Below are 25,869 nucleotides of genomic sequence, written 5' to 3' on the forward strand. Positions count from 1 at the left end.
AAGGTGGTTATTGCGGCGGGGCTCACCTCTTCCCATCCCGAACAGAGAAGTTAAGCCCGCCTGCGCAGATGGTACTGCATTATTGTGGGAGAGTATGTCGTCGCCTTTCTTTTGAAAAACCCTATCCGGATCGGATAGGGTTTTTTTTGTTTATATTGGTTTTGGAAAAGATGCCTGCCGGCCGAGGGCAATAGCCGGTCATAGGCTGTATGCCGCGTTAGCGATGGAAGCGGCATCCTTTTGCGGGACACCTAAAAGCTCTTTCACCATTATCCTTCCCCCGCAAAAGATATAGCGGACAGCGCGGCCCGCAGGGAAACGCCATAAGCATTTGAATTGTAAAGTCCATAAGTGTTAAATTATAGTCAATTGTTGGCGGTTAAATATTGATACTTTAGACTTTTTGGATTTGAATGAGTATTTTTGTGTTTAAATTACTTTTTAAATATGAAGAAAAATATTTTATTGTTAGCGCTTCTTGCTGTAACAGGTTTAAGTGCGCAACAACGTCCAAAGTTAGTTGTGGGTATAGTTGTGGATCAAATGAAAATGGAATATTTATATCGTTTTTCAGATGATTTTTCTCCAAATGGCTTTAAAAGATTAATGAATGACGGATTTACTTTCCAGAATATGCATTACAATTATATGCCAACTTATACCGCTCCTGGTCATGCTTCAATCTACACAGGCACAACTCCAGCTACTCACGGAATTGTAGGTAACGAATGGTTTAGCAGAACACTTGGTAAAGAGATGTACTGTACTGATGATGCAGGTGTTAAAACAGTAGGAGACGGTACAGCAGAAGAAGGTGCAATGTCTCCAAAAAACCTTCAGAGTACTACAATTACTGATGAAGTTAGAATGGCTACTAATTTTACTGGTAAAGTAATTGGATTAAGTTTGAAAGACCGTGGGGCTATATTGCCAGCAGGACATTTTGCGAACTGGGCATTTTGGTATAGTAAAACAGGTTCTTTTATTTCTAGTACTTTTTATGGGGAGAAATTACCTGATTGGGTTACCGAATTTAATAATGAGAAAAACTACTTAAAGTATATCAATAAAGGTTGGGATTTATACAAACCAGCTTCTGTTTATAATGAAAGTCTTCCTGATAATAATCCTTATGAAGGGAAATTATACGGAAGTGCTGCACCAGTTTTTCCATACGATTTAAAATCAATGTATGAGAAAAATGATGCTGGGATTATTAGAGCAACTCCTTTCGGAAATGATTTATTAGCTGAGTTTGCAAAAAGAGCTATTGAGAAAGAAGAGTTAGGAAAAGATAATGTTACAGATTTTTTAACTGTTAGTTTTTCTTCTACAGACTACGTTGGGCATTTACTTGGGCCTAGATCTATGGAGCTTCAAGATACTTACTTGAGATTGGATCAAACAATTGCTGATTTTTTAGCATATCTTGACAAAACTGTTGGGAAAGGAAATTATTTACTTTTCTTAACAGCTGATCATGCTGGTGCTGAAAATGTTATTTATTTAAAAGACCGTAAATATAATGTGGATAATTATCCGTCGAAAGAGGTTAAGAAAAGTTTACAAGATTTTTCAGTTAAGACTTTCGGTGTAGATTTGGTTCAAAATTATTCAAACTTTAATGTTTTCTTTAATAAGCAGATTATTAAGGATAAGAAGTTAGATCTTGATAAAGTAAAAGAAGCTTTTAAAAAGTTTTTAATTACTCAGCCACAGGTTAAGAAGGTTTATACGGAAGAAGAAATTTTAGCTAATGCTGGAAATGATTATGCTCTTAATTTTGTAGCAAAAGGATATGATGTTACACAAAATGGTGATTTAGTTATTGTAGATAAACCGGGAATGATTGAATACACTCCAACAGGAACATCGCATGGTACAATTTATAGCTATGATACACATGTACCTGCTATTTTTTACGGTTGGCATATTAAAAAAGGAGAATCTTACGATAAGAAAGCTATAACAGAGATTGCTCCAACAATAGCGCAGAAAATCAAAGTAACGTTTCCAAATGGCACAGAAGCTAAAGTTATGACTGAAGTTCTGGATAGTAAAAAATAATAAAATATAAAGCTTTGAAAACCTGTCTTCGTGACAGGTTTTTTTATGCCATAAAAAAAGGCTTTTCAATTAAGAAAAGCCTTTTGTAATAGTGACTTAGTAAGCACTTATATAAGTATTAACACTATGCGTTTGCTAATACTATTTCTTCGTTAAAAGGAAGATTCCAAGCTTCTGCAACTCCTTTGTAAAGGATTTTTCCATTAGCTACGTTTAATCCTTTTTTCAATTCTTCATTTTCTGCACATGCTTTTTCCCATCCTTTGTTTGCTAATTGCACAGCATATGGTAAAGTTGCGTTTGTTAAAGCTAAAGTAGAAGTGTAAGGAACAGCTCCTGGCATATTAGCTACACAATAATGAACGATATCGTCAATAATAAAGGTTGGGTTTTCGTGAGTTGTTGGAGTGCAAGTTTCGATACATCCTCCTTGGTCTACAGCTACGTCAACAACAACAGTTCCTGGACGCATTAATTTTAGCATGTCACGAGTAATTAAGTGGGGCGCTTTTGCTCCGGGAATTAAAACAGCTCCAACAATTAAGTCAGCATCTTTAATTGCTCTTGTGATATTGTAGTGGTTAGACATTTCTGTATTTACATTTGCAGGCATTATATCATCCAATTGACGTAAACGCGGTAAGCTTAAGTCCATAATTGTAACTTGAGCACCTAATCCAGCAGCCATTTTAGCAGCTTGAGTTCCTACGATTCCTCCACCTAAAACTAATACTTTTGCTGGTGGAACCCCTGGAACACCTCCTAAAAGAATTCCTCTTCCTTTTAATGGTTTTTCAAGGTATTTTGCTCCTTGTTGGATCGCCATACGACCAGCAACTTCAGACATTGGCACTAATAATGGTAAGCTTCTGTCTGTTTTTTCTACAGTTTCGTAAGCTAAACAAACAGCTCCTTTTTCTAACATTGCATGCGTTAATTCTTCAGAAGAAGCGAAGTGGAAATAGGTGAATAACAATTGATCTTTCTTGATTAATGGATATTCAGATGCAATTGGTTCTTTTACTTTAATGATCATTTCAGCAATAGCGTAAACTTCTTCAATCGTTGGTAAAACAATCGCACCAGCTTCTGCATATTCTGCATCAGCAAAACCACTTCCTAAACCAGCTGTAGCTTGAACATAAACTGTATGTCCGTGTTTTTTCATTTCAGAAACACCTGCAGGAGTTAAGGCAACTCTGTTTTCATTATTTTTTATTTCTTTAGGAACACCTATTATCATTTTGTTATATTTTTTTGTTTTTATTGAAATTGTTTTACAAATCTACAGATAGAGAATAAATTATGGTTTAATGCTTCATAAATAAGAAAATATTATTTTATTTTTTATTTTTACAGAAAAATATTCTGTTTTGAAGTGAAATTGATTATTCAAAAAGAAAAAATGACTAAATCGAACTAATTTTAATAAAACGTTTTCGTTATGGCTTTAGATGAAATTGACAAAAAAATACTACGTCTTTTGCAAGAAGACGCTCATTACACATTAAAAGACATCGCAAACAAAATAAACTTATCTTTGACACCTGTTCATGATCGAGTGAAACGTCTTGAAAAAGATGGCATTATAGAAAAATATGTGACGCTTCTTGACAAGAAAAAACTTGGGAATAATTTGACGGTTTACTGTCAAGTTACCCTGACAAAACAGACTTATGATACTTCGGAAGGATTTAACCAATCGATTTTGAATTTACCGGAGGTTGTCGAATGTAATTATGTTTCAGGAAACTTTGATTATATGCTGAAAATCATAATTCCAGACATGGAAAGTTATCATCATTTTCACCAAAAAAAATTATCTATTCTTCCTGAGGTTTCTCTAATAAATACCGTTTTTGTGATTTCGGAGGTTAAAAGCACAACAGTTCTTCCTATTTAAAATAAAACAAAAAACCATCAAGAAGATCCTGATGGTTTAAGAAAAAAAGTTAGTTTGGTTGAATTAATAATAAGTATAACGTCTTACTTTGGCAATATATTTTGCTAAGCGAATTACTTGATGGCTGTAACCATATTCGTTATCGTACCAAATATAAAGTACTATATTTTTTCCATCCTTTGAAACAATCGTTGCATTGCTGTCATAAATAGATGGAGCAGATGTTCCAACGATATCAGATGAAACTAGTTCGTTATTTAAAGAATATTTTATCTGCTCTACAAGTTCTCCTTCTAGAGCATATTTTTTCATAATTTTATTGATTGCCGTAATAGATGTAGGTTTCTTAACTTCTAAATTTAAAACGACCAGAGATCCATTAGGAACTGGGACGCGAATAGCATTTGAAGTTAGTTTGCCTTCTAATGATGGTAAAGCTTTAGCTACAGCACTTCCTGCGCCAGTTTCAGTAATTACCATATTTAAAGCAGCGGCTCTACCACGACGATATTTTCTATGCATATTATCAACCAGATTTTGGTCGTTTGTATAGGCATGAATCGTTTCTAAGTGTCCTTTTACAACTCCAAGAGTTTCTTCAACAACTTTTAGAATTGGAGTAATAGCATTTGTTGTGCAAGATGCAGCCGAAAAAATATTTACTTCGTCTGGATTAAAATCGTTATGATTAACACCATGTACAATATTTGGCACTCCTTTTCCAGGAGCAGTCAGTAAAACTTTACTAGCTCCGTTTGAAGTTAAATGTCTTTTTAATGCTTCTTCGGTTGTAAATGCTCCAGTATTATCAATCACTAAAGCATCATTTATTCTGTATGCGGTATAATCGATTTCTTCTGGTGAATTGGCTGTAATGATATGAACAGTTGTTCCGTTTATAATTAAGGCATTGTTTTTAGTATCGGCTATTACAGATCCTTGAAAATCTCCGTGAATGGAGTCATATCGCAATAGAGAAGCTCGTTTCTCTAAGCTCGTTGCATCGTTCTTATCGCGTGTTACAATTGCTCTAAGGCGCAATTGATTTCCTTTTCCAGTTTTAGACATTAGCTCTCTTGCTAATAAACGTCCGATTCTTCCAAAACCATATAAAACAACATCTTTTGGTTGAATTTCTTTTGAAGATTTTGCTTTTTTCAGCTTATCAATAACAAAATATCTTGCATCTGGATATTTTTCGTCCTCTAGGCGATATTCATAAGTAAGTTTTCCTAAATCTATTTTTGCTGGCGGAAGATCTAATGATAAGACAACTCTTGCGATTTCAACCGAATCAAAAATGGTGATTGGTTTGCCTACAAATTCTCCAGCATATTGGTGAAGATTGATAATATCGCTAACGTTTTTATCCAATAATTGATTTTTGAATAAAACCATTTCGATTGATTTGTCATACCATAAATCGCTTATGATTTTAATTAATTCGACGCCGGCTTTTCTTCGGTCGACTTGTAAGGATACCTCTTTTTGGTACAATGATTTGTTACTCATAATTGAAAAAATAAAATGCTCACTATTTTAAAATTTTGCGCAAAAGTATCTATTTCAATCGATTTCGTAAACTATTTTAGCATTTATTTTTGAAAATAAAAAAGCCACTTAATTTTCTTAAGATGGCTTTTTTGAAGTTTTCAGTCGCAGTCACAGTTTACAGTTTTTAGTAACTGAAAACTGTGACTGAAAACTGCGACTTAAATAATTATTCTGAAAATCTCTCCATTTCTATTGATCATTTCAATTCGTACACTTTGTCCTTCGTCTTTTTTGCTCAAAAGTTTTGAAACAGTTTCAACGTTTGTTGCTTTTACATTATCAATACTTAAGATAATATTTCCAAGTAATTCATTTTGATATTGCATTAGATTCTCGTTGGTGATATTTTTAATTTTAACACCATAATCAATTCTGAATTTTTTCTTGTCAGTAGCATCAATGTTTTCTAATTCGATTCCCTTAAATTCGGCGCTATAAAACTCATTTTTGCTTAAAGTTACAGGAACCGTTTTGGTTTTTCCTTCTTTAATATAAGTTACTTTTACAACATCGTTTGGGCGCTTTGTATTGATATAACCTGATAAATCAGCATAAGTTGCAATATTTTGATCATCCAGTTTTACAATAATATCTCCTTTTGCTAAACCAGCTTTTTCTGCTCCAGAATTTTTAGAAACTCTATTAATATAGAATCCTTGCGTTTCTGTTACTCCTAATTCTTTAGAAGCTGTGGCATTCAATTCGCCTCCTTCAACACCAAGAATACCTCTTTGAACATTTCCATATTCCATAATATCCTCGATAATTTTTCGGGCAATATTTGAAGGAACGGCAAAAGAATATCCAACATAAGAACCTGTCATTGAAGAAATCATGGTATTAATTCCAATTAATTCACCTCTCGCATTTACTAACGCTCCACCACTATTACCTGGGTTTACCGCGGCATCAGTTTGAATGAAAGATTGGATTCCGCTTTGGTCTAAATTTCTGGCTTTCGCCGAAACAATTCCTGCAGTTACTGTTGAAGTTAAATTATACGGGTTTCCAACTGCCAACACCCATTCTCCAACTTTTACATTATCAGAATTGGCAAAAGCAGTGTAAGGAAGTTTCTCATCGGCATTGATTTTTAAAAGAGCGATGTCCATTTTAGAATCTGTACCAATTAACTTCGCTTTGTATGATTTTTTATTGTTTAAAGTAATTTCAATTTCTGTCGCGTCTTTGATTACGTGATTGTTGGTCACAATGTATCCGTCTTCAGAGATAATTACACCAGAACCAGTTCCTACTTGTTCTTGCTGTTGTTGCCCGCCGTATCCATAGAAAAATTCGAGCATTGGGTTGCTTACAGTTCTTCTCGAAACATTTTTTACGTGAACAACAGTATGAACAGTCTTGTCTGCGGCTTCGGTAAAATCGAGTGTTTCAGCTCCTAGACCAACATTTTTTCCATAAGAGTTAGGGGCAAGGGTTACAACAGAATTTCCTTTGCCAAAAAAAGAATTGTTGCTTTCAAATAATAACTTGTAAGCACCAAGAGTAATAGCACCACTTAACAATGATACTAAAAATAAGGCTGAAAATCTTTTCATATTAGAATTTGTAATTAAGTTATTAGAATTTAAGTTTCATGTTTTATTTAACGTAAAATTACTTCAAAAAATTATTTGGAAAAACGGTTTAACGCTCTTTAACAATGATTAACATTTCATTAATTAATAGTTCGTACTTTTGTATTTCTAACAACTAAAAAATGCAAGTAGAATTTTATAAATATCAAGGTACAGGAAATGATTTTGTAATGATTGATAACCGTTCAAATTTTTTCCCAAAAGACGATGTAAAACTTATTGAACGTCTGTGCGACAGACGTTTCGGAATTGGAGCTGATGGATTAATTCTTTTAGAAAATGATACCGAAACCGATTTTAGAATGGTGTATTACAACTCTGACGGAAACCAAAGTTCGATGTGCGGCAATGGCGGTCGCTGTCTTGTTGCTTTTGCCAATCAATTAGGAGTAATTGATGATAAAACAACTTTTATTGCTACTGACGGATTGCATCATGCTTCAGTAAATGCCGATTCAATTGTTTCGTTGCAAATGATTGATGTAAACGAAATTCAGAAAAAAGATTCTTATACTTTCCTAAATACAGGTTCGCCTCATCATGTTGAAATTGTAGATGATTTGGAACATTATAATGTAAAAGAAAAAGGAGCTGCAATTCGTTATGGTGAATTGTATGGCGAAAAAGGCAGCAATGTCAATTTTGTAAAAAAAGTAGATAACGATACTTTTTCCTTAAGAACGTATGAAAGAGGTGTTGAAGACGAAACTCTTGCGTGCGGAACAGGTGCTACAGCAGTGGCAATTGCAATGAATGCCATTGGAGAAACAGATAAAACATCAATAAACTTAAATGTTGAAGGCGGAAAACTTGTTGTTTCTTTTGATAAAGATAATAATGGCTATACGAATGTTTTCTTAACTGGACCTGCAAAATTCGTATTTAAAGGAATAATTGAAATTTAATTTAAAAACACCAATTTTTAAATACCAAAATCCAGAAGAGATTTTAAAATTTAAAATCTACAATCTAAAATCTGAAATATCTAAATGATAACATTAAAAGGCGATTCGATTTATTTGCGTGCACTCGAACCTCAAGATTTAGAGTTCATTTATTCTATAGAAAATGATGAGAATATCTGGGAAGTTAGCAATACGCAAACTCCCTACAGCCGTTTTTTGATTAAACAATATTTAGAAAATGCCCATCAAGATATTTATGAGGCAAAACAGCTTCGTTTGGCAATCTGCCAAGACGAAGATTTTCCTGCTATCGGATTGATTGATTTATTTGATTTTGATCCTAGAAATAATAGGGCAGGAATTGGTATTGTGATTCAGAAAGAAGAAAATCAGGGAAAAAACATTGGTTCTGAGGCTTTAGAGCTTTTAATTAAGTATTCTTTTTACAATTTAAATCTCCATCAATTGTATGCAAATATTGGTGTGCAAAATGTAGCGAGTATTGCACTTTTTACTAAATTTGGTTTTAAGAAAATCGGAATTAAAAAAGACTGGATTTTGTATCATAACCACTATCACGATGAAGCAATTTTTCAGTTAATTAACAAACAAATTTAAATTTTAAGCTTTGAGTCTAAAGAAAATAATCACAATAAGTGCCGTAGCCATTATTTCAGTTTTATTGATATATGGTTTTATTCTAGTAAGTAAAATTTTTAGTTCTAATACTAAATTTGAAGAGAAAGAAGTTTATGTTTACGTGCCTACAGATGCGAGTTATGCCGATGTAAAGAAAATATTAGCACCTTATGTTAAGAATTTTGACAACTTTGAAATGGTTGCTGAAAAAAGAGATTATCCGCAAAATGTAAAATCGGGTCGTTTTCTTTTAAAGAAAGACATGAACAACATCGATCTAGTTCGTGCTATGCGTTCTAATATTCCGGTTAAGTTAGTTTTTAATAATCAGGAACGTTTAGAAAATTTTGCTGGAAGAATCGGAAAAGAAATCGAAGCAGACAGCTTATCATTAATGAAAGCTATAAAAGATTCTACTTTCTTAGCTGCAAACGGATTTAATGAAGAAAACGTCTTTGCAATGTTCATTCCAAACACGTATGAAATTTATTGGAATACATCGGCAGAAAAGTTCCGTGACAAGATGATTAAAGAATATCATAATTTCTGGACAGCGGATAGAATTGCTAAAGCTAAAGCGCAAGGATTAACTCCAGTTCAAGCAACAATTTTAGCATCAATTGTACATAAAGAGTCGGTTAAAAAAGACGAAAGACCTCGTATTGCTGGTGTTTATTTAAACCGTTTGCGTTTAGAAATGCCATTACAAGCAGACCCAACTGTAATTTATGCTTTAAAATTAAGAGATAATGATTTTGACCAAGTAATAAAAAGAGTTTTTTATAATGATTTAGTTATGAGATCTCCATATAATACTTACGTAAACAAAGGACTTCCTCCTGGACCAATCGCAATGCCAGATATTACGGCTTTAGAAGCAGTTTTAAATCCAGAAAAGAACGATTATATCTATTTCTGTGCAAGTGTAGATCGTTTCGGATATCACGAATTTGCTGCAACACTAGCAGAACATAACGTAAATGCAAAAAAATATTCAGATTGGATCGCAAGTCAGGGAGTAACAAGATAATCTGATTTGTGTAAATAATATTAGAAAACCGAAGCCAATTTTGCTTCGGTTTTTTTGTTTTTTTCTGATGCAAAAAAGTCTTTGAAATTTAAAAATTATGAAATTGCTATTTTGTGTATTTTTCGATTTGTCATAATAAAAAAATAACCATTTTTTAATGATAAATTTTATAAAATTCGAAAACCACTTTTTCAAAATTTGCAGAAAAATCATATATTTTACGTAAGTTAATTCTTTCTTTTTTGTAAAAATTGCTTAAAATTTCTATAAAATGCGATTTTTTTTGACCCAAAATTTCAATTTTTAGAAGAGAAAAAAGAGACTTCAAATCTTTCGGAATCCATTAGTATATCTGGGATGAAAGCGAATCGAGTTTTTAAATGATAAATGTTAAATCGTTGATTTATAGTATATTTTGAAAAGACTTATCTTTGCAGCGTAGAAATTTCAAGAGGGTGACAGCGTCTTGAAGAAAAACAATTTATGATAAAGAAATGGTATTTTTATGCGAGTTTAGTCGTTATTATTACATTTTTAAGTTTGGGATTTATTCCCTCTAACCATGAAACCAAACCTTGCTTTTTTATTGAAAAAACAGATGGATCAGAATACATTTTTCCATCAAAAGAAAAGGATGATTATCCAAACACCAATGTCCCATACACGGGAAATCATCTGATAGGATTTAAAGAAGCAGTAGCTTTTAAAGAATCACAAGGGCAGTACAGACTTGTAAACACTCTTGGTTATATGGGTAAATATCAATTTGGTTCTAAAGCTTTAAGAGCAATCGGAATTAATGATAATAAAGCCTTTTTAAAAGATCCAGCTCTGCAAGAAAAAGCTTTTATGGCTTTGTTAGCCAAAAACAAATGGATTTTACGTTACGAAATCGAAAAGTATCAAGGCAAAATCATCAGCGGTATTGAAATTACCGAATCTGGAATTTTAGCTGCAGCGCATTTAGGTGGTGCAGGTTCTGTAAAGAATTTTTTCAAAAACAAAGGAAGCAGACATTTTAGAGATGCTTTCGGGACTTCTTTGAAAAGCTATATGAGAGATTTTGCAGGTTACGATCTTTCTTTTATAGAAGCGGACAGTAACGCAACAGTAAACGACTAAATGAAAAGAGGTTGTTTCGCATTTGTGAAACAACCTCTTTTTCTATTTTTTATTCTCTTTCATGAGTCGTAAATCTTAATCTTTCCCCACATTATTAATAACTGAAAAACTAGGCTGAGACTAAAAACTTAATCTATTAAAGCTTCTAGGATTTTTATAGCGGCTTCACTTATTTTAGTTCCTGGACCAAAAACAGCCGATGCTCCAGCATCAAATAAGAATTGATAGTCCTGAGACGGAATAACACCGCCCACAATTACCATAATATCTTCGCGTCCATGTTTTTTTAGTTCCTCTATTACTTGCGGAACTAATGTTTTGTGTCCAGCAGCAAGTGATGAAACCCCCAAGATATGAACGTCATTCTCTACAGCTTGTTTTGCTGCTTCCGAAGGAGTTTGAAATAACGGACCTATATCAACATCAAAACCAACATCGGCATAACCTGTTGCAACCACTTTTGCACCTCTATCGTGACCGTCTTGTCCCATTTTTGCAATCATAATTCTAGGACGTCTACCTTCTTGTTTAGCAAAAACATCTGCAAGTTGTTTTGCTCGCTCAAAATTCTCGTCATTTTTTATTGCTGCACTATACACTCCGCTAAAAGATTTAATTTGTGCTTTAAAACGGCCAAAAACTGTTTCTAAGGCATTACTGATTTCGCCTAATGTTGCTCTGTTTCTTGCAGCTTCAATTGCAATTTCTAGTAAGTTGCCTTGCCCGGTTTGTGCACAAAGGATTAATTTTTCTAGTGACTTATTTACTTTTTCAGAATCTCTCGTTTGTTTTATTTCTTCGAGACGTTCAATTTGCTGTTTGCGAACCAATTGATTATCTACATCCAAAATATCCAACGGATCTTCTTTTTCTAAACGGTATTTATTTACACCAACAATAATATCTTGTCCGCTGTCAATTCTTGCTTGCTTTCTTGCGGCAGCCTCTTCAATTCGGAGTTTTGGAATTCCAGCCTCAATTGCTTTGGTCATTCCGCCTAATTCCTCAACTTCTTCAATTAACTTCCACGTTTTTTCAACAATGTCGTTCGTCAGACTTTCAACATAATAACTACCAGCCCAAGGGTCTACTGTTTTGGTTATTTTGGTTTCTTCTTGAAGAAATATTTGAGTATTTCGAGCAATTCGTGCGGAGAAATCTGTTGGAAGCGCAATAGCTTCATCTAAAGCATTGGTATGTAAAGATTGTGTTCCTCCAAAAACTGCCGCTGCAGCTTCAATACAAGTTCTGGCAACATTATTAAACGGATCTTGTTCTGTTAAACTCCATCCGCTAGTTTGGCAATGTGTTCTTAAAGCTAAAGATTTTTCGCTTTTCGGATTAAACTGTTGTAATAGTTTTGCCCAAATCATACGTCCAGCTCTCATTTTGGCAATTTCCATAAAATGATTCATGCCAATTGCCCAAAAGAAAGATAATCTTGGAGCAAAATCGTCAATGGTCATTCCTGTAGATAATCCAGTTCTGATGTATTCTAAACCATCTGCCAAAGTATAAGCCAATTCAATATCTGCAGTTGCTCCAGCTTCTTGCATGTGATAACCAGAAATAGAAATAGAATTGAATTTTGGCATTTTCTTGCTCGTAAACTCAAAAATATCAGCAATAATTTTCATCGAAGGAGTTGGAGGGTAGATATAAGTATTTCTAACCATAAACTCCTTTAAAATATCGTTTTGAATTGTTCCTGCTAATTTTTCTGGACTAACGCCTTGTTCTTCGGCAGCAACAATATAAAAAGCCATAATTGGTAAAACGGCTCCATTCATGGTCATCGAAACCGACATTTCATCTAACGGAATCTGATCGAAAAGCACTTTCATGTCTTCAACAGAATCAATCGCAACTCCAGCTTTTCCAACATCACCAACAACTCTGTCATGATCAGAATCGTAACCGCGATGCGTTGGTAAATCAAACGCAATAGAAAGTCCTTTTTGACCTGCGGCTAAATTTTTTCTATAAAAAGCATTACTTTCTTCTGCGGTAGAAAATCCCGCATATTGGCGAATCGTCCACGGACGTCTTACATACATTGTAGCGTATGGTCCGCGCAAATTGGGTGCAAAACCAGCTCCGAACTCAAGAAATTCTAAATCTTCTATATCTTTCTCCGAATAGTTTTTTTTGATTTCGATTCCTTCGGCTGTAATGAAGTTGTCAGAATTAGAATTAACTTCTGGTTCCTGACTTTTAACTTCTAGCTTTATATGTTTAAGGTCTTTTCTTGTCATTGAGACGCTTTGTTTGAATTTGTAATTAATTACTTTTTCTGAGATTATTCCAATTCCAGTCTTTCTTGCTCCATTTTCTCTGCCAATCTTTTTTCGATAATTGGTGTAATTAATGTTTTTCTTGGTTTGATTTTTACAAAAGGAAATAATTCTAAATCCTGTTTCATTCTGTCTTCTTTATTTGGATATTTATTTGTTCCTAAAAGAATTTCTTTCTTAGAATCGAATAATTCCTGTTCTTTATTGGCGCTTTCTTGAATCTTCTTTTTGATTGTACCATCGTTTAAAAGTTTCAAGAAACCTCCGTTGGCTTCAATTTCTTTAAATAAGGCTAAACTTTTCTCAGCCAGTTGCATCGTTAAACTTTCAATATAATAACTTCCGTCAGCTGGATTGTTTACTTTGTCAAAATAACTTTCGTGCTTTAAGATCAAAAGCTGGTTTCTAGAGATTCGATTTCCAAATTCGTTGTCTTTGTGGTATAAAGCATCATAAGGCAAATTGGCAATTGCATCTGCACCACCCAGAATTGCCGACATGCACTCGGTTGTGGTGCGAAGCATATTTACGTTGTAATCGTAAATTGTTTTGTTTCGTTTAGTGGGAGTTACCAAGAAATGACATTTTATTTCTGGATTATATTCTTTAGCAATTAAATCAAAAAGCATTCGAAGTGCTCTAAGTTTGGCAATTTCGAAGAAATAATTCGTTCCAACTGAAATCTGAAAAACAACTGATTTTGTTTCGGCAGAAAAGCGGTTTAAATATTCATTTGCGTGCGCTAAGCTGTAAGCAATTTGCTGTGTAATATTGGCTCCTGAATTTTGATATAATCCTAGATCAACACTTAACAAATTTAGATTGGTCGTGTTTTTGAATAATAAAGACAATGTCTCAAAATTATTTTTCTCTGGAGTTATAAACCAATTTCCTTCGCGTGCTAATTCTCCAATCGGATCAAAATTACAATAGAAAATGGCTTTTTTCTGTATCGAAATCGTGTCTAATTTTTTAACGAAATCGATTGAGATGAAATTGAAATTAAAGTAAACGATTTTGTTTTCTAAAGGAAGATTCTCTAGTAATTTCTGAACATCAGTTTTTTCATTCTGGATCGTAAATCGTAAACTTTCTGCACCTCTTTCTAAAGTGTTTAGAGCACGTTCGATAGATTTCTCTACATCGAAAACAAAGATATTTTGGCAGATTTTAAAATTTGAGGCTTGAGTATTTACATTGGCTGCTTTTGTAAATTCATCTATATGATAAAAAGGTTTTACCTGAATATCTTCTGGTGAATTCCAAATAACAGTTTGATTGTAATCGGCTCCATCTAATTCAAACTGAATTTTTTGTTTCCATTGTTTGGATGAAATCGGATTAAAATCGTCGAATAGGGTAGTGGCCATTTTGTTTTGTTTGATTATTCTTTGTCTTGAATCGTGTCTCCTTCAAATTGAATGATGTAAATATCCTCGCTGTCTTTTTTCATAAAATACTTTTCGCGTGCATATTTCTCAATTTGTTCTGGATTTTTGAGCAGTTTAATCTGCTCCTGATCTTTTCTGATTTCTTCCTGATAATATTTTTTATTATCCTCAAGTTCATGAATTTGCTCATCTAAAAAACGATGGTCAAAATAAGAGTAATTGTCTAAAAATAACATCCAAACAATAAAAAACAGCAAAACCCAAACATATTTGTTGCCTAGGTACTTGAACCATCTTTTGTCTTTGTATGGATTTTTAAATTTCATTTTAAACGAATATTTCTTTTGAATTTGTTATTTCTAGCCCCGATTACTTCGCCGAGACATTGTTTTTTATTTGTGTTCAGTGAACTCCGTTTGAGCCGGTATTCTTTTTATGGTCTCGTTTCTTTAATGAGGCCATAAAAAGATAAAGGCGGTAATAAGCTCCTAATTATTATGGTTTAAATTTACGATAAAAATTATGAAATTCTCTGATTAATTACAGCGCGAACTACATCTATTGCTACCGTGTTGTATTTATCATTCGGAATAATAATGTCTGCAAAAGCCTTAGATGGTTCTATAAATTGCTCGTGCATAGGTTTTAAAGTCGTTTGGTAACGGTTTAAAACTTCGTCAATATCACGTCCGCGTTCTGAAATATCTCTTTTTAGACGACGAATTAATCTTTCGTCAGAATCTGCATGAACGAAGATTTTAATATCAAACATATCACGTAATTCTGGATTAGTCAAAATTAAGATTCCTTCCACAATCATCACTTTTCTTGGATGAGTAGAAACGGTATCGTCTGTTCTGTTGTGCTGAATAAAAGAATACACTGGCTGATCGATTGTTTCTCCAGCTTTAAGAGCTTTTAAATGTTTTACCAATAATTCGAAATCAATTGCACGCGGGTGATCAAAATTGATCAATGCTCTTTCGTCAAACGATAAATTATCGGTTTGTTTGTAGTATGAATCCTGAGAAATTACCCCAACTTCTGTGTCTGGTAATTCATTCATAATTTGGTGCACTACTGTAGTTTTTCCACTTCCTGTTCCTCCTGCAAGTCCGATAATGAGCATAAAATTTTTGTTTGATATTTGTTTGGCAAAAATAATAATTTAACTGAATTGTATTAAAATATTATGATTTTAAACACATAAGTAACGTAAGTAAAATTTACTTAGAAAATGTTTAAGCAAAATGTTACTTAACTGAAATTATTGCCGTTATATTGATAAAAGACCGAATTATTTGTTTTAAATCATTTAAGCAATATAAGTAAATATAAATAGTTCTTTTTTGACTTAAAGAACTTTAAAAAATCCCCACTAGACTTATAATCTCTTATATGAACTTATATGGTGAAAAATAAAAAAAAATCCCGAAAGTAAACCTTCGGGATTTCGTGCAATCAGTATAGTTTAAAAAAAAATATTCTGAATTTAGTAAGCACTTGTAATTATTTATTCTTTTTTGCTTTTATCATCATTTCAAGCTGCTCCCAAAGTTCTTCTGGAATTGCTTCTAATAAATTGAACTGTCCAGCGCCTTTTAACCATTCGCCTCCATCAATTGTGATTACATCTCCGTTAATGTATGAAGAGAAATCGGAAACTAAATAAGCAGCTAAATTTGCTAATTCTTGGTGGTCTCCAACTCTTTTTAATGGCACTTTTTTAGCCATGTCAAACTTTTCTGAAAGATCTCCTGGTAATAATCTGTCCCAAGCTCCTTTTGTTGGAAATGGTCCCGGTGCAATCGCGTTAGAACGAATTCCATATTTTGCCCATTCTACAGCAAGACTTCTTGTCATTGCCAAAACTCCCGCTTTTGCCGTAGCACTAGGAACAACATAAGCAGATCCTGTCCAAGCGTAAGTAGTTACTATATTTAAAATCGTAGCCGAAGTTTGTTTCGTGTCGATCCAGTGTTTTCCAAAAGCCAATGTACAGTTTTTAGAACCTTTAAGTACGATATCTATCACAGTGTCAAATGCATTTGCCGATAATCTTTCTGTTGGAGAAATGAAATTTCCTGCTGCATTGTTTAAAAGAACATCTACTTTTCCGAAAACCTTTAAAGTCTCTTGAAGCATGTTCTCTACTTCTTCGTAATGACGAACATCACATTGAAGAGGAAGACATTTGCCTCCAGTCTGACTTTCTAATTCGGCAGCTGTAGTTTTTAACTTTTCTAAATCTCTAGAAGTTATGGCTACTTGAGCTCCTAATTCGAGAAAATATTTAGTCATAGCTTTACCTAAACCGCTTCCGCCGCCTGTAACGACGATGACTTTGCCTTGTAAAGCATCATCACGTAACATTTTATCTGTGTAGCTCATACTTTTCTTTTTTTTACAATATTAGTTAAATAAAATAGGATGCATGCATAATAATGTTATAAAATTTCAATAAATTTTATATATCACATAATTTTTTTGTTGCAGATTCAAGCGTAAAGTCATCTTTGGCAAAACAAAAACGAATTAATTTTTGATCTTTATGATCTGAATAGAAGGTTGAAATTGGTATTGCAGCAACACCATGATCGATGATTAGATTTTTACAGAAAGTGACATCATCTTCATTTGAAATATTAGCATAAGAAGCAACTTGAAAATAAGTTCCCTCGCAAGGTTTTAATTCAAAACGGCTATTTTGAAGCAGTTTCTGAAAATAATCTCTTTTTTCCTGATAGAATTTTCCAAGAAGATTCACATCGACAACATCTAAATATTCGCTAATTGCAAACTGAGAAATACTGTTTACGCTGAAAACCAAAAACTGGTGAACCTTTTTAATTTCTTTCATTAAATGTTTAGGAGCAATAGTATACCCAATTTTCCAGCCTGTTATATGAAAAGATTTTCCAAAAGAAGAAACCATAACACAGCGATCTAAAAGAAAATCTTTTGTATGCGCCGAAATATGTTTTTCTTCGAAAGTGATGTATTCGTAAACTTCGTCAGACAAAATGATAATGTCTGGATATTTTTCAAGAAGATTTTTTAACTCTACAAAATCATCTTCTGTTAAAATTTTTCCCGTCGGATTATGCGGATTATTGATAATCATCATTCTGGTTTTAGCAGAACACGCTTTTTCAATTCTTTCCCAATTTGGTGTGTAATCGTCATTCAGCGCTACTCGAATAGGTTTTGCTTTGCAGAGTAAAACAGGAGATTCATAAGAATCGTAACTTGGATCGAGAATAATTACTTCGTCATTTTCTTTTACTAAAGCTAAAATTGTAGTGAAAATTCCCTGAGTTGCTCCAGCCGTAACCAAAAGTTCTGTATCTGGATTTATTGTTCTATTATAAGAATCCTGAGTTAATTTTGCAATTTTGTTCATCAACGTCGGATAACCTGCCATTGGAGTATATTGGTGAACATTTTCCTTTGCTAATCGGGAAACAATATCTGTCAATCTTTCATCTACAGGAAAATTTGGAAATCCTTGCGAAAGATTTATAGCATTGTATTCGGTTGCCATTTTTGACATTACCGTGAAAATGCTTGTGGTTACGTTTGGGAGTTTGCTCATAGTGTGAAGTTTGATTAAGGGAGAACTTTGAATAATAGTACGCTTTAAATTTGTACTGGTACCACAATTGAATATAAAGTTCTGACTTCTTTTCCATTTTGTTTTCCGGCTTTCCATTTAGGAGATAATTTTAGAACACGTATAAGTTCATCTCCTGACCAAGATCCAATATCTCTCATTATTTTTATATCGCTTAGTGAGCCATCTTTTTCAATTACAAAAGTTGCAAAGACTTTTCCTTGAAGAGTTGGTCTTTTGTTTGACTTTTTATAATTGTCATCTATAAAATGATTAAATTTTACTCTGCCTCCAGGAAAGCTTGGAAGAATTTCTAATCCAGCAGTATTATAAATATGATTTTCATCAAGAATTATTTCTTCCTCTTTGTAATTTTTTAGATTGTCTCGTAAATCATCTGCGGATTTCTTAAGTTCTTTGTGTTGAGAAAATATATTTTGTGCAAAACAGAATAAAATCAGAAATAAAAACTTTTTCATGATAACGAGATTTAAATGTGGGCCTACATTTTATGAATAATAAAAATCGCTGGACGTTTGTCTAAGTCAACTTTTAACTTTTTCCAATCGGCAATTTTCAATGTTTTGATGAATTCTGTTGGCAAAGTAATATCTGCCGCAATACAAAGATGAGTTGCAGGACTTAAAATCTGCAAAAGATCTTCAATCAGTTTGTTGTTTCTATAAGGAGTTTCAATAAATAGTTGCGATTGATTTTTATCGTAAGATAATTTCTCAAAATGACGAATTGCCGATTTTTTCTCGTCTTTATCAATTGGTAGATATCCGTTGAAAGTAAAACTTTGTCCGTTCATTCCTGAAGCCATCATCGCCAATAGGATAGAAGAAGGACCAACTAAAGGTACAACTTGAATTCCTTTTTCGTGAGCCAACTTTACAATTGCAGCACCGGGATCAGCAACTCCTGGACAGCCAGCTTCACTCATTAATCCCATGTTTTTTCCTTCTAATAAAGGTTTAATGAAATCATTATGTTCGCTGGTTTCTGTTCTTTTGTTTAAAGTAAAAAGAACCAGTTCAGATTGTTTTTTTTCTGGATACACTGCTTTTATAGATTTTCTGGCAGTTTTGTCGTTTTCAACAATATAATGGTCGATAACTTCTATCGTTCTTCTAACAGTTTGAGGTAAAACATCCATTGGATCGCTTTCGCCCATTGTTGTTGGAATTAGATATAATTTTCCGAAAGATTTCATGTGCTTTTGTTTAAAATTAAAAAATTCAATTATCTCTTTTTTTAGAAACAATTGAATTAGGAGTGTTTTTTTAGAAGCTGATCAGCAATTAAATCAGTTACTTCGTCCAGCATTTGGTAAACGTTGTCAAAACCGTTTGCGGAGCCGTAATATGGATCTGGTACATCGACGTTTTCGTCTGGGAATAAATCGTTTAAAATTAAACGAACTTTATTTTTATGCTCAGGAGTTTTAGCTAAATGAATGACATCGCGAAAATTCGAATTATCCATTACATAGATATAATCAAATTTATCAAAATCAGAAACTTGAATTTGTCTCCCTTTTTGCGCGCTAATGTTGATTCCGTTTTTTTTAGCCACTTCTATAGAACGTTTGTCAGGACAGTGTCCAACATGCCAAGAACCTGTTCCTGCAGAATCAACTAAAAATTTATCTTGAGGTAATTTAGAGGCTAAAATCCCTTCTGCTAAAGGAGATCTGCAGATGTTCCCTAAACAAACCATTAAGATTTTTACAGGCATGGTAAGTCTTAAAGCGTTAGTTTTTTATTGATGTCTTCGACAAACTTTTTAAATTGTTTGTCTGTAGAAACTAAATTGTCAACTGTTTTACAAGCGTGAAGAACAGTTGCGTGGTCGCGGTCTCCAATTTGTGAACCAATATTAGCAAGAGAAGCTTTAGTGAATTTTTTAGCAAAGAACATCGCTAGTTGTCTTGCTTGTACAACGTGCCTCTTTCTGGTTTTAGATTGAAGTGTTTCAATATCTAATTGGAAATAGTCTGAAACGATTTTTTGAATATAATCGATTGAGATTTCTCTCTTTACGTTTTTAACAAATTTCTCTACAACGCTTTTAGCCAATTCAATCGTAACTTCTTTTTTATTGAAAGAAGATTGAGCGATTAACGAAATAATAGCACCTTCAAGTTCTCTAACATTTGATTTAATGTTTCGAGCAACATATTCTAGAATATCTTCTGGCATTTCTACACCATCACGGTATAAAATGTTTTTTAAGATGGAGATACGAGTTTCGTAATCAGGCTGATGCAATTCTGCAGATAATCCCCATTTAAAACGAGACAATAATCTTTGTTCGATGTCCTGCATGTCAACAGGAGCTTTATCTGAAGTTAAGATTACTTGTTTTCCGTTTTGGTGTAAATAGTTGAAAATATGGAAGAATACATCTTGTGTTCCTGATTTTCCTGATAAGAACTGAACATCATCTATAATCAAAACATCGATTAACTGATAAAAGTGAATGAAATCATTACGATTATTCTTTTTTACAGAGTCAATATATTGTTGTGTGAAAATCTCGGCAGAAATATATAAAACGGTCTTTTCCGGGTACTTATCTTTTACTTCTACGCCTATAGCATGTGCTAAGTGTGTTTTTCCTAAACCAACTCCTCCAAAAATCAACAAAGGATTAAATGAAGTTCCTCCAGGTTTGTTAGCAACAGCCATACCTGCAGAACGAGCTAAACGGTTTGAATCTCCTTCTAAGAAATTATCGAAACTATAGTTCGGATTTAACTGAGACTCAATTTTTAAATTTCTAATTCCAGGAATTACAAACGGATTTTTAAGTTCAGGATTTAAGTTTTTAAACGGAGCATCAACCTCTTGCGGTTTCATTGGCACTCTATTGGCGCTTGGGAGCTGCTCGGTAAACGGCTGTTTATTGCCATAAGTGTTCTCCATTTTAATTTTATAGAGTAACTTTGCGTTTTTTCCCAGTTCTTTGGTAAGCGCAACTTTCAATAATTTTACGTAATGCTCTTCGAGCCATTCGTAGAAAAATTTACTTGGAACCTGAATGTATAATGCGTTATCGGTTAGCTCAACTGATTTGATTGGTTCGAACCAAGTTTTATATGCTTGGTCTTGAATATTATCCTTTATAAAGGACAAACAGTTTTCCCATACCGATTGAGCAGTTTTAGTCATAGATTCAGATAAATTTTTATTATTGTTATAAAGATTCTCCTAATAAAAAAGGAGCAATTTTATTCCGTATTTCGGGATAACAAATATGTGAACAAATTTCTGTAAAAAAAAATATTTTGGTATCTAATTTTATAAAAAAAAGTTGTAATGTGGCTTTTTAAATTCGAAATTTTTTAATATTTTATAAATGAAAAATCATCAGACTCAAGTACGAGTTCGTTACTCAGAAACTGACCAAATGGGAGTTGTTTATCACGGAAATTATGTGCCTTATTTTGAGATTGGACGCGTGGAATGGCTTAGAAATAAAGGGGTTTCGTATAAAAGCATGGAAGAAAGCGGAATTGGTCTTCCAATTGTCAACATGAATATCAATTACAAAAAATCGGCGAGATACGACGAACTTTTGACAATTCACACGACTTTTAAAAGTCACTCTTCTGTAAAGATCGAATTTGACTGCGCAATCTACAATGAGGCAAATGAGTTATTAACAACAGCTACGTTTATTTTAGTATTTGTTGCGTTAAAAACGGGTCGTCCAACAGCTCCTCCAGAGTACATTTTAGAAATATTTAAATCACTTGAATAATTGTTAAAACGAATAGGATTTTGATGTTAAATTATACTAATTTAATATCGATTTCGAACATTAAATCAAAAATGCTGAACACTGTTTCGGCATTTTTTTTTCGCGTTTTTGTTACAATTTTGCCAATTGGCAATCCAGAAATTTCATCCATTTCCATTTCTTGAGATACGATTTCTAATTTCTTTTCTTTGATAACGCGCATCACTTTATTCATGTTTTTGTAATCAAAAGAAATTAAGAATTCGACATCGATTGTCTTTTCCACTATTTCGCAAACTTCTATAGTCTGTTGTGCCGTTGTTCGATATGCAGCAATTAAACCGCCAACGCCTAATTTTACTCCTCCAAAAATTCGAACCACAACAACAAGAACGTTTGTAACTCCAAAAGATTGTATTTGGCCATAAATTGGTGCTCCCGCAGTATTGCTAGGTTCGCCATCATCATTGGCTCGATACGAAATTTTATTTCCAATGCCCAATTGGTAGGCATAGCAATAATGCACCGCATGCGGATGTTGTTTTTTAAGGTCTTCTATTATGGGTTTTACTTCGTCTTCATGATCTATAGGAAAAGCGTAGCCAAAGAATTTACTGCCTTTTTCTTTAAACAGTATTTCTTCAGATGCAGTTGCAATAGTTTGATAAGTGTCGTTAATTTCCAATTGTAAGGGTTTAAGTTTTTTTAGCCACAGATTAAAAAGATTCTCACAGATTTTCTTTTAAAAAAGCAAAAAAGAAATCTTTTTAATCCTTTTAATCTGTGGCTAAATATTTTTTACTAGAATGTGTGTTACAATAATCCTTTGGTAAATAGATCAACAACATCTTCTTTGCCAACTTGAAGGTTCCAAACTTTAATTCCTAGAGATGCAGCGCTGTCAGTATTTTCTGTTTTATCGTCTACAAACAAAGTGTTTTCTGCAATGAGATTATTTTGTTCAAGGACAAACTGATAAATTTTCGGATCTGGTTTTCTCATTCCGATATCAAAAGAAAAATAAACCTTCTCAAAACAATTGTAAAAATCTTGGTAGAAAGAAACACCGCTCTTTTCTTCAAATGTGTTAATATGTATAGAATCGGTATTGCTTAACAAAAACAAGCGATATTTTTTTGATAACTCCTGAAGAAATTCCAAACGATAAAAAGGAAAATCTGTCAAAACAGCATTCCATGCTTTTAAAATTTCTTCTTTTGAAGCATTCGGTAATTGTTTTTGGAAACCACCAATAAAATCTTCTGGCGAAATAGATCCTGTTTCAAAAGAGAGATTTAACTGATCCAGTTCGTTGTTCCATTCTTTCATTCCTAATTTTTGTAAACCAGAAATTGTGGCAGGTTTATCTAAATTGATAAAAATGTCTCCAAAGTCAAAAATTATAGCATCAATCATAATTTCTAATTTGTATTAGTTCGTCGCTTAATATGTTAGTCTTTGTGGTGTTTTTTCTTGTAATAATTGGCGCTTTTGTTCCATTTAGAAAATTCGTTTTTCCAACAAAAATTCTAGCCTCATCCCAAAGGTTTTCATCGATAAAGGATTGGAGGGTTTGCCTTCCGCCTTCAATTATTATGGATTGAATTTGATTTTGATATAAAACATCCAATAGCTGAGAAATGATATTTTTGCTAAAATCAATTACTTCAAATTGAGTGTTTTCTTTTGATGGTTTTGATTTTTTAGAAAAAATAAAAGTTTTCACAGAATCATCAAAAATAAAACTGTTTTCATCAATTCTATTGTTTTGATCTATGACTACTCGAACCGGATTGTTTCCAGCCCAATCTCTAGCATTTAATTTTGGATTGTCATCAACAACGGTTTGTGTTCCAACTAAAATAGCTTGTTCTTCTGTTCGCCATTTGTGTACTAACTGTCTAGAATATTGATTGGTAATCCAGATAGGTTTTCGATCTTGGTTGCTGACTTTTTCAGGAGCTAGAAATCCATCTTGACTTTCTGCCCATTTTAGAATAATGTAAGGCCTCTTTTTTTGATGAAAAGTAAAAAAGCGCTTATTTAGTTCGTTACATTCATCTTCTAAAACTCCAACCGTGACATTGACACCTGCTTCAATTAATTTCAAAATACCTTTTCCGGCCACTTTTTCATTTGGGTCAACTGTGCCGACAACCACATTCGGAATTTGATTTGCGATAATCAAATCGCAACAAGGAGGTGTTTTTCCAAAATGACTGCAAGGCTCCAAGCTTACATAAATTGTAGCTTTTTTCAGCAGCGATTTATCTTTTACAGATCGCACTGCATTTACCTCTGCATGTGGTTCTCCAGCCTTTTTATGCCAGCCTTCGCCGATAATTTTGTTGTCGTAAACGATCACGCTTCCGACCATTGGATTCGGATAAGTTGATCCAAGCCCATTTTGTGCCAGTTCAATACAGCGTTTTATATATTTTTCATGTATATTCACAGTGCAAAAGTAATTATTTTTGAGTTTATGACTAAGTTAAGAAACTATAGAAAAAGTATATTTACTTTTGTGTTTATAATGATTTAGAATAAAAAAAATGGTAAATTGGCTTATACGAGCAATTGAAAAAGAAGATAATCAGTCAGTTGCAAGTTTAATTAGATCAGTTTTCGACGAAATGGAAATACCAAAAGTCGGAACGGCTTACGAAGATCCATATTTGGATTTAATGTTTGAAGAGTATAGCAAAGTAAAATCAATGTATTTTGTGGTGGAAAGTGAGGGTGAAGTTGTAGGATGTGCAGGAATCGCGCCTTTAGAAAATGGAGATCCGAGAATCTGTGAATTGCAGAAAATGTATTTTTTGCCAAAAACTCGCGGTTTAGGAATTGGAGCCAAATTGATGGAAAAATGCTTAGAGCAAGCAAAAACTTTTGGGTTTGAAAAATGTTACATCGAAACAATGCCATTTATGCATGCCGCACAAAAGCTGTACAGAAAATCTGGTTTTGAATATTTAGATGAACCATTAGGTTGTACTGGACATAATTCTTGTCCGGTTTGGATGCTAAAAGTATTGTAATTGTTGTAACAAATTTGGTTCAAGGAGACTTATTTAAAAGATCAGTTTTGGCTGGTGACATAATGTTCAAAAAATAAAATGAAAATTAAACAGTACCGCACTCAATTTATCAAAGAATTATCACCTTTTTACGATGCGTACGAAGCGGAGAGTTTTTTTTATTTAATTCTCGAAGAGAAACACAAACTTCGCCAGATTGATCTGGCACTAAATCACGAATTGACTTTTGAAGGAAACGATTTTATAATTTGGGATGAATTGTTAAAGCAATTGAAGCAAGAAGTTCCGATCCAGTATTTGCTTGGAAAGACCAATTTTTATGGTTTGGATTTTGAAGTAAATGAAAATGTTTTAATTCCTAGACCAGAAACAGAAGAATTGGTCGAATGGATTATTAACGAAAATGCGAGTCCAGAAAAGTCAAAAAAAATAAGAATACTTGATATCGGAACGGGTAGTGGCTGTATTGCTATTTCTTTGGCAAAAAACCTTCCAAATGCGGAAGTTGTTGCTATTGATGTTTCTAAAAAAGCAATCGAAACGGCCAAAAGAAATGCGGTAAAGAATAATGTTGATGTGACTTTTGTGATGCTGGATATTTTAAAAGAAGAAGAATTAAGATGCCAGTTTGATATCATTGTTTCTAATCCGCCTTATGTTCGAAATTTGGAAAAAAAAGAAATCAAGAAAAATGTTTTGGACTACGAACCTCATTTGGCTCTTTTTGTTGAAGATAACGACGCTTTGATTTTCTACAGAAAAATTGCTTCATTGGCAAAAAAGGCACTTCTTGAAAAAGGAAAATTATATTTCGAAATCAATCAGTATCTCGGAAAAGAAATGATTGATTTATTAGAAAATATGAATTATAATAATATTGAATTGCGAAAAGATATCTACGATAATGATCGCATGCTGAAAGGCAATGTTTAGGTTTTCAGTCTCAGTCTCAGTTTTCAGTCTCAGTA

25 protein-coding genes and 1 rRNA gene are annotated in these 25,869 nt (G+C 33.3%); 10 read left to right on the forward strand and 16 right to left on the reverse strand.

Features of this window, described 5'->3' with window-relative positions; translation table 11 throughout:
• Both rrf and pafA read left to right on the forward strand, forming a co-directional pair.
• Positions 1–109: ribosomal RNA gene (gene rrf / locus AC5ZCW_RS06310) — 5S ribosomal RNA — on the forward strand.
• A 338-nt stretch (positions 110–447) separates the two neighbouring features.
• Positions 448–2,067 carry an alkaline phosphatase PafA gene (gene pafA / locus AC5ZCW_RS06315; RefSeq protein ID WP_343541158.1) on the forward strand — a complete coding sequence of 540 codons (1,620 nt, stop codon included), beginning with the start codon at positions 448–450 and terminating at the stop codon, positions 2,065–2,067.
• Positions 2,068–2,191: 124 nt separating this feature from the next.
• Here pafA and ald read toward each other — a convergent pair whose 3' ends face one another.
• Positions 2,192–3,310 carry an alanine dehydrogenase gene (ald, locus tag AC5ZCW_RS06320; protein WP_496118568.1) on the reverse strand — a complete coding sequence of 373 codons (1,119 nt, stop codon included), beginning with the start codon at positions 3,308–3,310 and terminating at the stop codon, positions 2,192–2,194.
• 201 nt (positions 3,311–3,511) lie between these two features.
• Between ald and AC5ZCW_RS06325 the strand changes: the two genes are divergently transcribed.
• Positions 3,512–3,970, forward strand: a complete 459-nt coding sequence (locus AC5ZCW_RS06325) for an Lrp/AsnC family transcriptional regulator (protein ID WP_073416996.1) — start codon at positions 3,512–3,514, stop codon at positions 3,968–3,970.
• A gap of 63 nt (positions 3,971–4,033) precedes the next feature.
• Here AC5ZCW_RS06325 and AC5ZCW_RS06330 read toward each other — a convergent pair whose 3' ends face one another.
• Both AC5ZCW_RS06330 and AC5ZCW_RS06335 read right to left on the reverse strand, forming a co-directional pair.
• Positions 4,034–5,482, reverse strand: a complete 1,449-nt coding sequence (locus tag AC5ZCW_RS06330; protein WP_496118570.1) for a glyceraldehyde-3-phosphate dehydrogenase — start codon at positions 5,480–5,482, stop codon at positions 4,034–4,036.
• Between the two features lie 200 nt (positions 5,483–5,682).
• A complete protein-coding gene (locus AC5ZCW_RS06335; RefSeq protein WP_496118572.1) occupies positions 5,683–7,083 on the reverse strand; it encodes a trypsin-like peptidase domain-containing protein in 1,401 nt (466 codons plus the stop codon).
• A gap of 161 nt (positions 7,084–7,244) precedes the next feature.
• Here AC5ZCW_RS06335 and dapF point away from each other — a divergent pair, with 161 nt between their 5' ends.
• The 4 genes from dapF to AC5ZCW_RS06355 all read left to right on the forward strand — a co-directional run bounded on the left by dapF (position 7,245) and on the right by AC5ZCW_RS06355 (position 10,818).
• A complete protein-coding gene (gene dapF, locus AC5ZCW_RS06340) occupies positions 7,245–8,027 on the forward strand; it encodes a diaminopimelate epimerase (RefSeq protein WP_496118574.1) in 783 nt (260 codons plus the stop codon).
• A gap of 84 nt (positions 8,028–8,111) precedes the next feature.
• A complete protein-coding gene (locus tag AC5ZCW_RS06345; protein WP_496118576.1) occupies positions 8,112–8,645 on the forward strand; it encodes a GNAT family N-acetyltransferase in 534 nt (177 codons plus the stop codon).
• 10 nt (positions 8,646–8,655) lie between these two features.
• The gene (gene mltG, locus AC5ZCW_RS06350) at positions 8,656–9,696 is read left to right on the forward strand and encodes an endolytic transglycosylase MltG (RefSeq protein WP_496118578.1); all 1,041 of its coding nucleotides are present in this window, start codon (positions 8,656–8,658) and stop codon (positions 9,694–9,696) included.
• 483 nt (positions 9,697–10,179) lie between these two features.
• The gene (locus AC5ZCW_RS06355; RefSeq protein WP_496118580.1) at positions 10,180–10,818 is read left to right on the forward strand and encodes a peptidoglycan-binding protein LysM; all 639 of its coding nucleotides are present in this window, start codon (positions 10,180–10,182) and stop codon (positions 10,816–10,818) included.
• 128 nt (positions 10,819–10,946) lie between these two features.
• On the opposite strand, the gene scpA is transcribed toward AC5ZCW_RS06355, so the two are convergent.
• The 10 genes from scpA to dnaA all read right to left on the reverse strand — a co-directional run bounded on the left by scpA (position 10,947) and on the right by dnaA (position 21,292).
• Positions 10,947–13,073, reverse strand: coding sequence for a methylmalonyl-CoA mutase (scpA, locus tag AC5ZCW_RS06360; RefSeq protein ID WP_496118582.1), 2,127 nt, complete (start codon positions 13,071–13,073; stop codon positions 10,947–10,949).
• 44 nt (positions 13,074–13,117) lie between these two features.
• Positions 13,118–14,482 (reverse strand): methylmalonyl-CoA mutase subunit beta, encoded by a 1,365-nt coding sequence (locus AC5ZCW_RS06365; RefSeq protein ID WP_343541173.1) that lies wholly within the window; start codon positions 14,480–14,482, stop codon positions 13,118–13,120.
• Positions 14,483–14,496: 14 nt separating this feature from the next.
• The gene (locus AC5ZCW_RS06370) at positions 14,497–14,829 is read right to left on the reverse strand and encodes an FtsB family cell division protein (protein WP_343541175.1); all 333 of its coding nucleotides are present in this window, start codon (positions 14,827–14,829) and stop codon (positions 14,497–14,499) included.
• A gap of 194 nt (positions 14,830–15,023) precedes the next feature.
• Entirely contained in the window at positions 15,024–15,632 is a 609-nt protein-coding gene (gene udk / locus AC5ZCW_RS06375) for a uridine kinase (RefSeq protein ID WP_008467967.1), read from the reverse strand.
• A 380-nt stretch (positions 15,633–16,012) separates the two neighbouring features.
• On the reverse strand, positions 16,013–16,894 hold the full coding sequence (locus AC5ZCW_RS06380; protein WP_496118586.1) for an SDR family oxidoreductase: 882 nt from the start codon (positions 16,892–16,894) through the stop codon (positions 16,013–16,015).
• Positions 16,895–16,970: 76 nt separating this feature from the next.
• On the reverse strand, positions 16,971–18,098 hold the full coding sequence (locus AC5ZCW_RS06385; RefSeq protein ID WP_496118588.1) for a methionine aminotransferase: 1,128 nt from the start codon (positions 18,096–18,098) through the stop codon (positions 16,971–16,973).
• A gap of 44 nt (positions 18,099–18,142) precedes the next feature.
• The gene (locus AC5ZCW_RS06390) at positions 18,143–18,595 is read right to left on the reverse strand and encodes an energy transducer TonB (RefSeq protein WP_343541178.1); all 453 of its coding nucleotides are present in this window, start codon (positions 18,593–18,595) and stop codon (positions 18,143–18,145) included.
• Between the two features lie 23 nt (positions 18,596–18,618).
• A complete protein-coding gene (locus tag AC5ZCW_RS06395) occupies positions 18,619–19,332 on the reverse strand; it encodes an SAM-dependent methyltransferase (RefSeq protein WP_496118590.1) in 714 nt (237 codons plus the stop codon).
• A gap of 56 nt (positions 19,333–19,388) precedes the next feature.
• Positions 19,389–19,856, reverse strand: coding sequence for a low molecular weight protein-tyrosine-phosphatase (locus AC5ZCW_RS06400; protein WP_496118592.1), 468 nt, complete (start codon positions 19,854–19,856; stop codon positions 19,389–19,391).
• 8 nt (positions 19,857–19,864) lie between these two features.
• A complete protein-coding gene (dnaA, locus tag AC5ZCW_RS06405; protein ID WP_095931847.1) occupies positions 19,865–21,292 on the reverse strand; it encodes a chromosomal replication initiator protein DnaA in 1,428 nt (475 codons plus the stop codon).
• 187 nt (positions 21,293–21,479) lie between these two features.
• On the opposite strand from dnaA, the gene AC5ZCW_RS06410 reads away from it, so the two are divergent.
• Positions 21,480–21,884 (forward strand): acyl-CoA thioesterase, encoded by a 405-nt coding sequence (locus AC5ZCW_RS06410; RefSeq protein WP_177212343.1) that lies wholly within the window; start codon positions 21,480–21,482, stop codon positions 21,882–21,884.
• A gap of 31 nt (positions 21,885–21,915) precedes the next feature.
• On the opposite strand, the gene AC5ZCW_RS06415 is transcribed toward AC5ZCW_RS06410, so the two are convergent.
• The 3 genes from AC5ZCW_RS06415 to ribD form a co-directional block, all read right to left on the reverse strand.
• Complete coding sequence (locus AC5ZCW_RS06415; protein WP_496118595.1) at positions 21,916–22,548, reverse strand: IMPACT family protein; 633 nt, start codon at positions 22,546–22,548, stop codon at positions 21,916–21,918.
• Between the two features lie 128 nt (positions 22,549–22,676).
• Positions 22,677–23,279, reverse strand: a complete 603-nt coding sequence (locus AC5ZCW_RS06420) for an HAD family hydrolase (protein WP_496118597.1) — start codon at positions 23,277–23,279, stop codon at positions 22,677–22,679.
• On the reverse strand, positions 23,272–24,318 hold the full coding sequence (ribD, locus tag AC5ZCW_RS06425; RefSeq protein WP_496118599.1) for a bifunctional diaminohydroxyphosphoribosylaminopyrimidine deaminase/5-amino-6-(5-phosphoribosylamino)uracil reductase RibD: 1,047 nt from the start codon (positions 24,316–24,318) through the stop codon (positions 23,272–23,274). The genes AC5ZCW_RS06420 and ribD overlap by 8 nt, the downstream gene beginning before the upstream one ends.
• A gap of 97 nt (positions 24,319–24,415) precedes the next feature.
• On the opposite strand from ribD, the gene AC5ZCW_RS06430 reads away from it, so the two are divergent.
• Positions 24,416–24,901 carry a GNAT family N-acetyltransferase gene (locus tag AC5ZCW_RS06430; protein WP_496118601.1) on the forward strand — a complete coding sequence of 162 codons (486 nt, stop codon included), beginning with the start codon at positions 24,416–24,418 and terminating at the stop codon, positions 24,899–24,901.
• A gap of 78 nt (positions 24,902–24,979) precedes the next feature.
• A complete protein-coding gene (gene prmC / locus AC5ZCW_RS06435; RefSeq protein ID WP_496118603.1) occupies positions 24,980–25,834 on the forward strand; it encodes a peptide chain release factor N(5)-glutamine methyltransferase in 855 nt (284 codons plus the stop codon).
• The last annotated feature ends 35 nt before the right edge of the window (positions 25,835–25,869 follow it).

This window comes from Flavobacterium sp. PLA-DH12 (assembly GCF_059511845.1).

Excerpts from the sequence above, each read along its gene's own strand:
- pafA (WP_343541158.1), top strand. The coding sequence starts at position 448 with ATGAAGAAAAATATTTTATTGTTAGCGCTTCTTGCTGTAACAGGTTTA.
- ald (WP_496118568.1), bottom strand. The coding sequence starts at position 3,310 with ATGATAATAGGTGTTCCTAAAGAAATAAAAAATAATGAAAACAGAGTT.
- AC5ZCW_RS06325 (WP_073416996.1), top strand. The coding sequence starts at position 3,512 with ATGGCTTTAGATGAAATTGACAAAAAAATACTACGTCTTTTGCAAGAA.
- AC5ZCW_RS06330 (WP_496118570.1), bottom strand. The coding sequence starts at position 5,482 with ATGAGTAACAAATCATTGTACCAAAAAGAGGTATCCTTACAAGTCGAC.
- AC5ZCW_RS06335 (WP_496118572.1), bottom strand. The coding sequence starts at position 7,083 with ATGAAAAGATTTTCAGCCTTATTTTTAGTATCATTGTTAAGTGGTGCT.
- dapF (WP_496118574.1), top strand. The coding sequence starts at position 7,245 with ATGCAAGTAGAATTTTATAAATATCAAGGTACAGGAAATGATTTTGTA.
- AC5ZCW_RS06345 (WP_496118576.1), top strand. The coding sequence starts at position 8,112 with ATGATAACATTAAAAGGCGATTCGATTTATTTGCGTGCACTCGAACCT.
- AC5ZCW_RS06355 (WP_496118580.1), top strand. The coding sequence starts at position 10,180 with ATGATAAAGAAATGGTATTTTTATGCGAGTTTAGTCGTTATTATTACA.
- scpA (WP_496118582.1), bottom strand. The coding sequence starts at position 13,073 with ATGACAAGAAAAGACCTTAAACATATAAAGCTAGAAGTTAAAAGTCAG.
- AC5ZCW_RS06365 (WP_343541173.1), bottom strand. The coding sequence starts at position 14,482 with ATGGCCACTACCCTATTCGACGATTTTAATCCGATTTCATCCAAACAA.
- AC5ZCW_RS06370 (WP_343541175.1), bottom strand. The coding sequence starts at position 14,829 with ATGAAATTTAAAAATCCATACAAAGACAAAAGATGGTTCAAGTACCTA.
- udk (WP_008467967.1), bottom strand. The coding sequence starts at position 15,632 with ATGCTCATTATCGGACTTGCAGGAGGAACAGGAAGTGGAAAAACTACA.
- AC5ZCW_RS06380 (WP_496118586.1), bottom strand. The coding sequence starts at position 16,894 with ATGAGCTACACAGATAAAATGTTACGTGATGATGCTTTACAAGGCAAA.
- AC5ZCW_RS06385 (WP_496118588.1), bottom strand. The coding sequence starts at position 18,098 with ATGAGCAAACTCCCAAACGTAACCACAAGCATTTTCACGGTAATGTCA.
- AC5ZCW_RS06390 (WP_343541178.1), bottom strand. The coding sequence starts at position 18,595 with ATGAAAAAGTTTTTATTTCTGATTTTATTCTGTTTTGCACAAAATATA.
- AC5ZCW_RS06395 (WP_496118590.1), bottom strand. The coding sequence starts at position 19,332 with ATGAAATCTTTCGGAAAATTATATCTAATTCCAACAACAATGGGCGAA.
- AC5ZCW_RS06400 (WP_496118592.1), bottom strand. The coding sequence starts at position 19,856 with ATGCCTGTAAAAATCTTAATGGTTTGTTTAGGGAACATCTGCAGATCT.
- dnaA (WP_095931847.1), bottom strand. The coding sequence starts at position 21,292 with ATGACTAAAACTGCTCAATCGGTATGGGAAAACTGTTTGTCCTTTATA.
- AC5ZCW_RS06410 (WP_177212343.1), top strand. The coding sequence starts at position 21,480 with ATGAAAAATCATCAGACTCAAGTACGAGTTCGTTACTCAGAAACTGAC.
- AC5ZCW_RS06420 (WP_496118597.1), bottom strand. The coding sequence starts at position 23,279 with ATGATTGATGCTATAATTTTTGACTTTGGAGACATTTTTATCAATTTA.
- AC5ZCW_RS06430 (WP_496118601.1), top strand. The coding sequence starts at position 24,416 with ATGGTAAATTGGCTTATACGAGCAATTGAAAAAGAAGATAATCAGTCA.
- prmC (WP_496118603.1), top strand. The coding sequence starts at position 24,980 with ATGAAAATTAAACAGTACCGCACTCAATTTATCAAAGAATTATCACCT.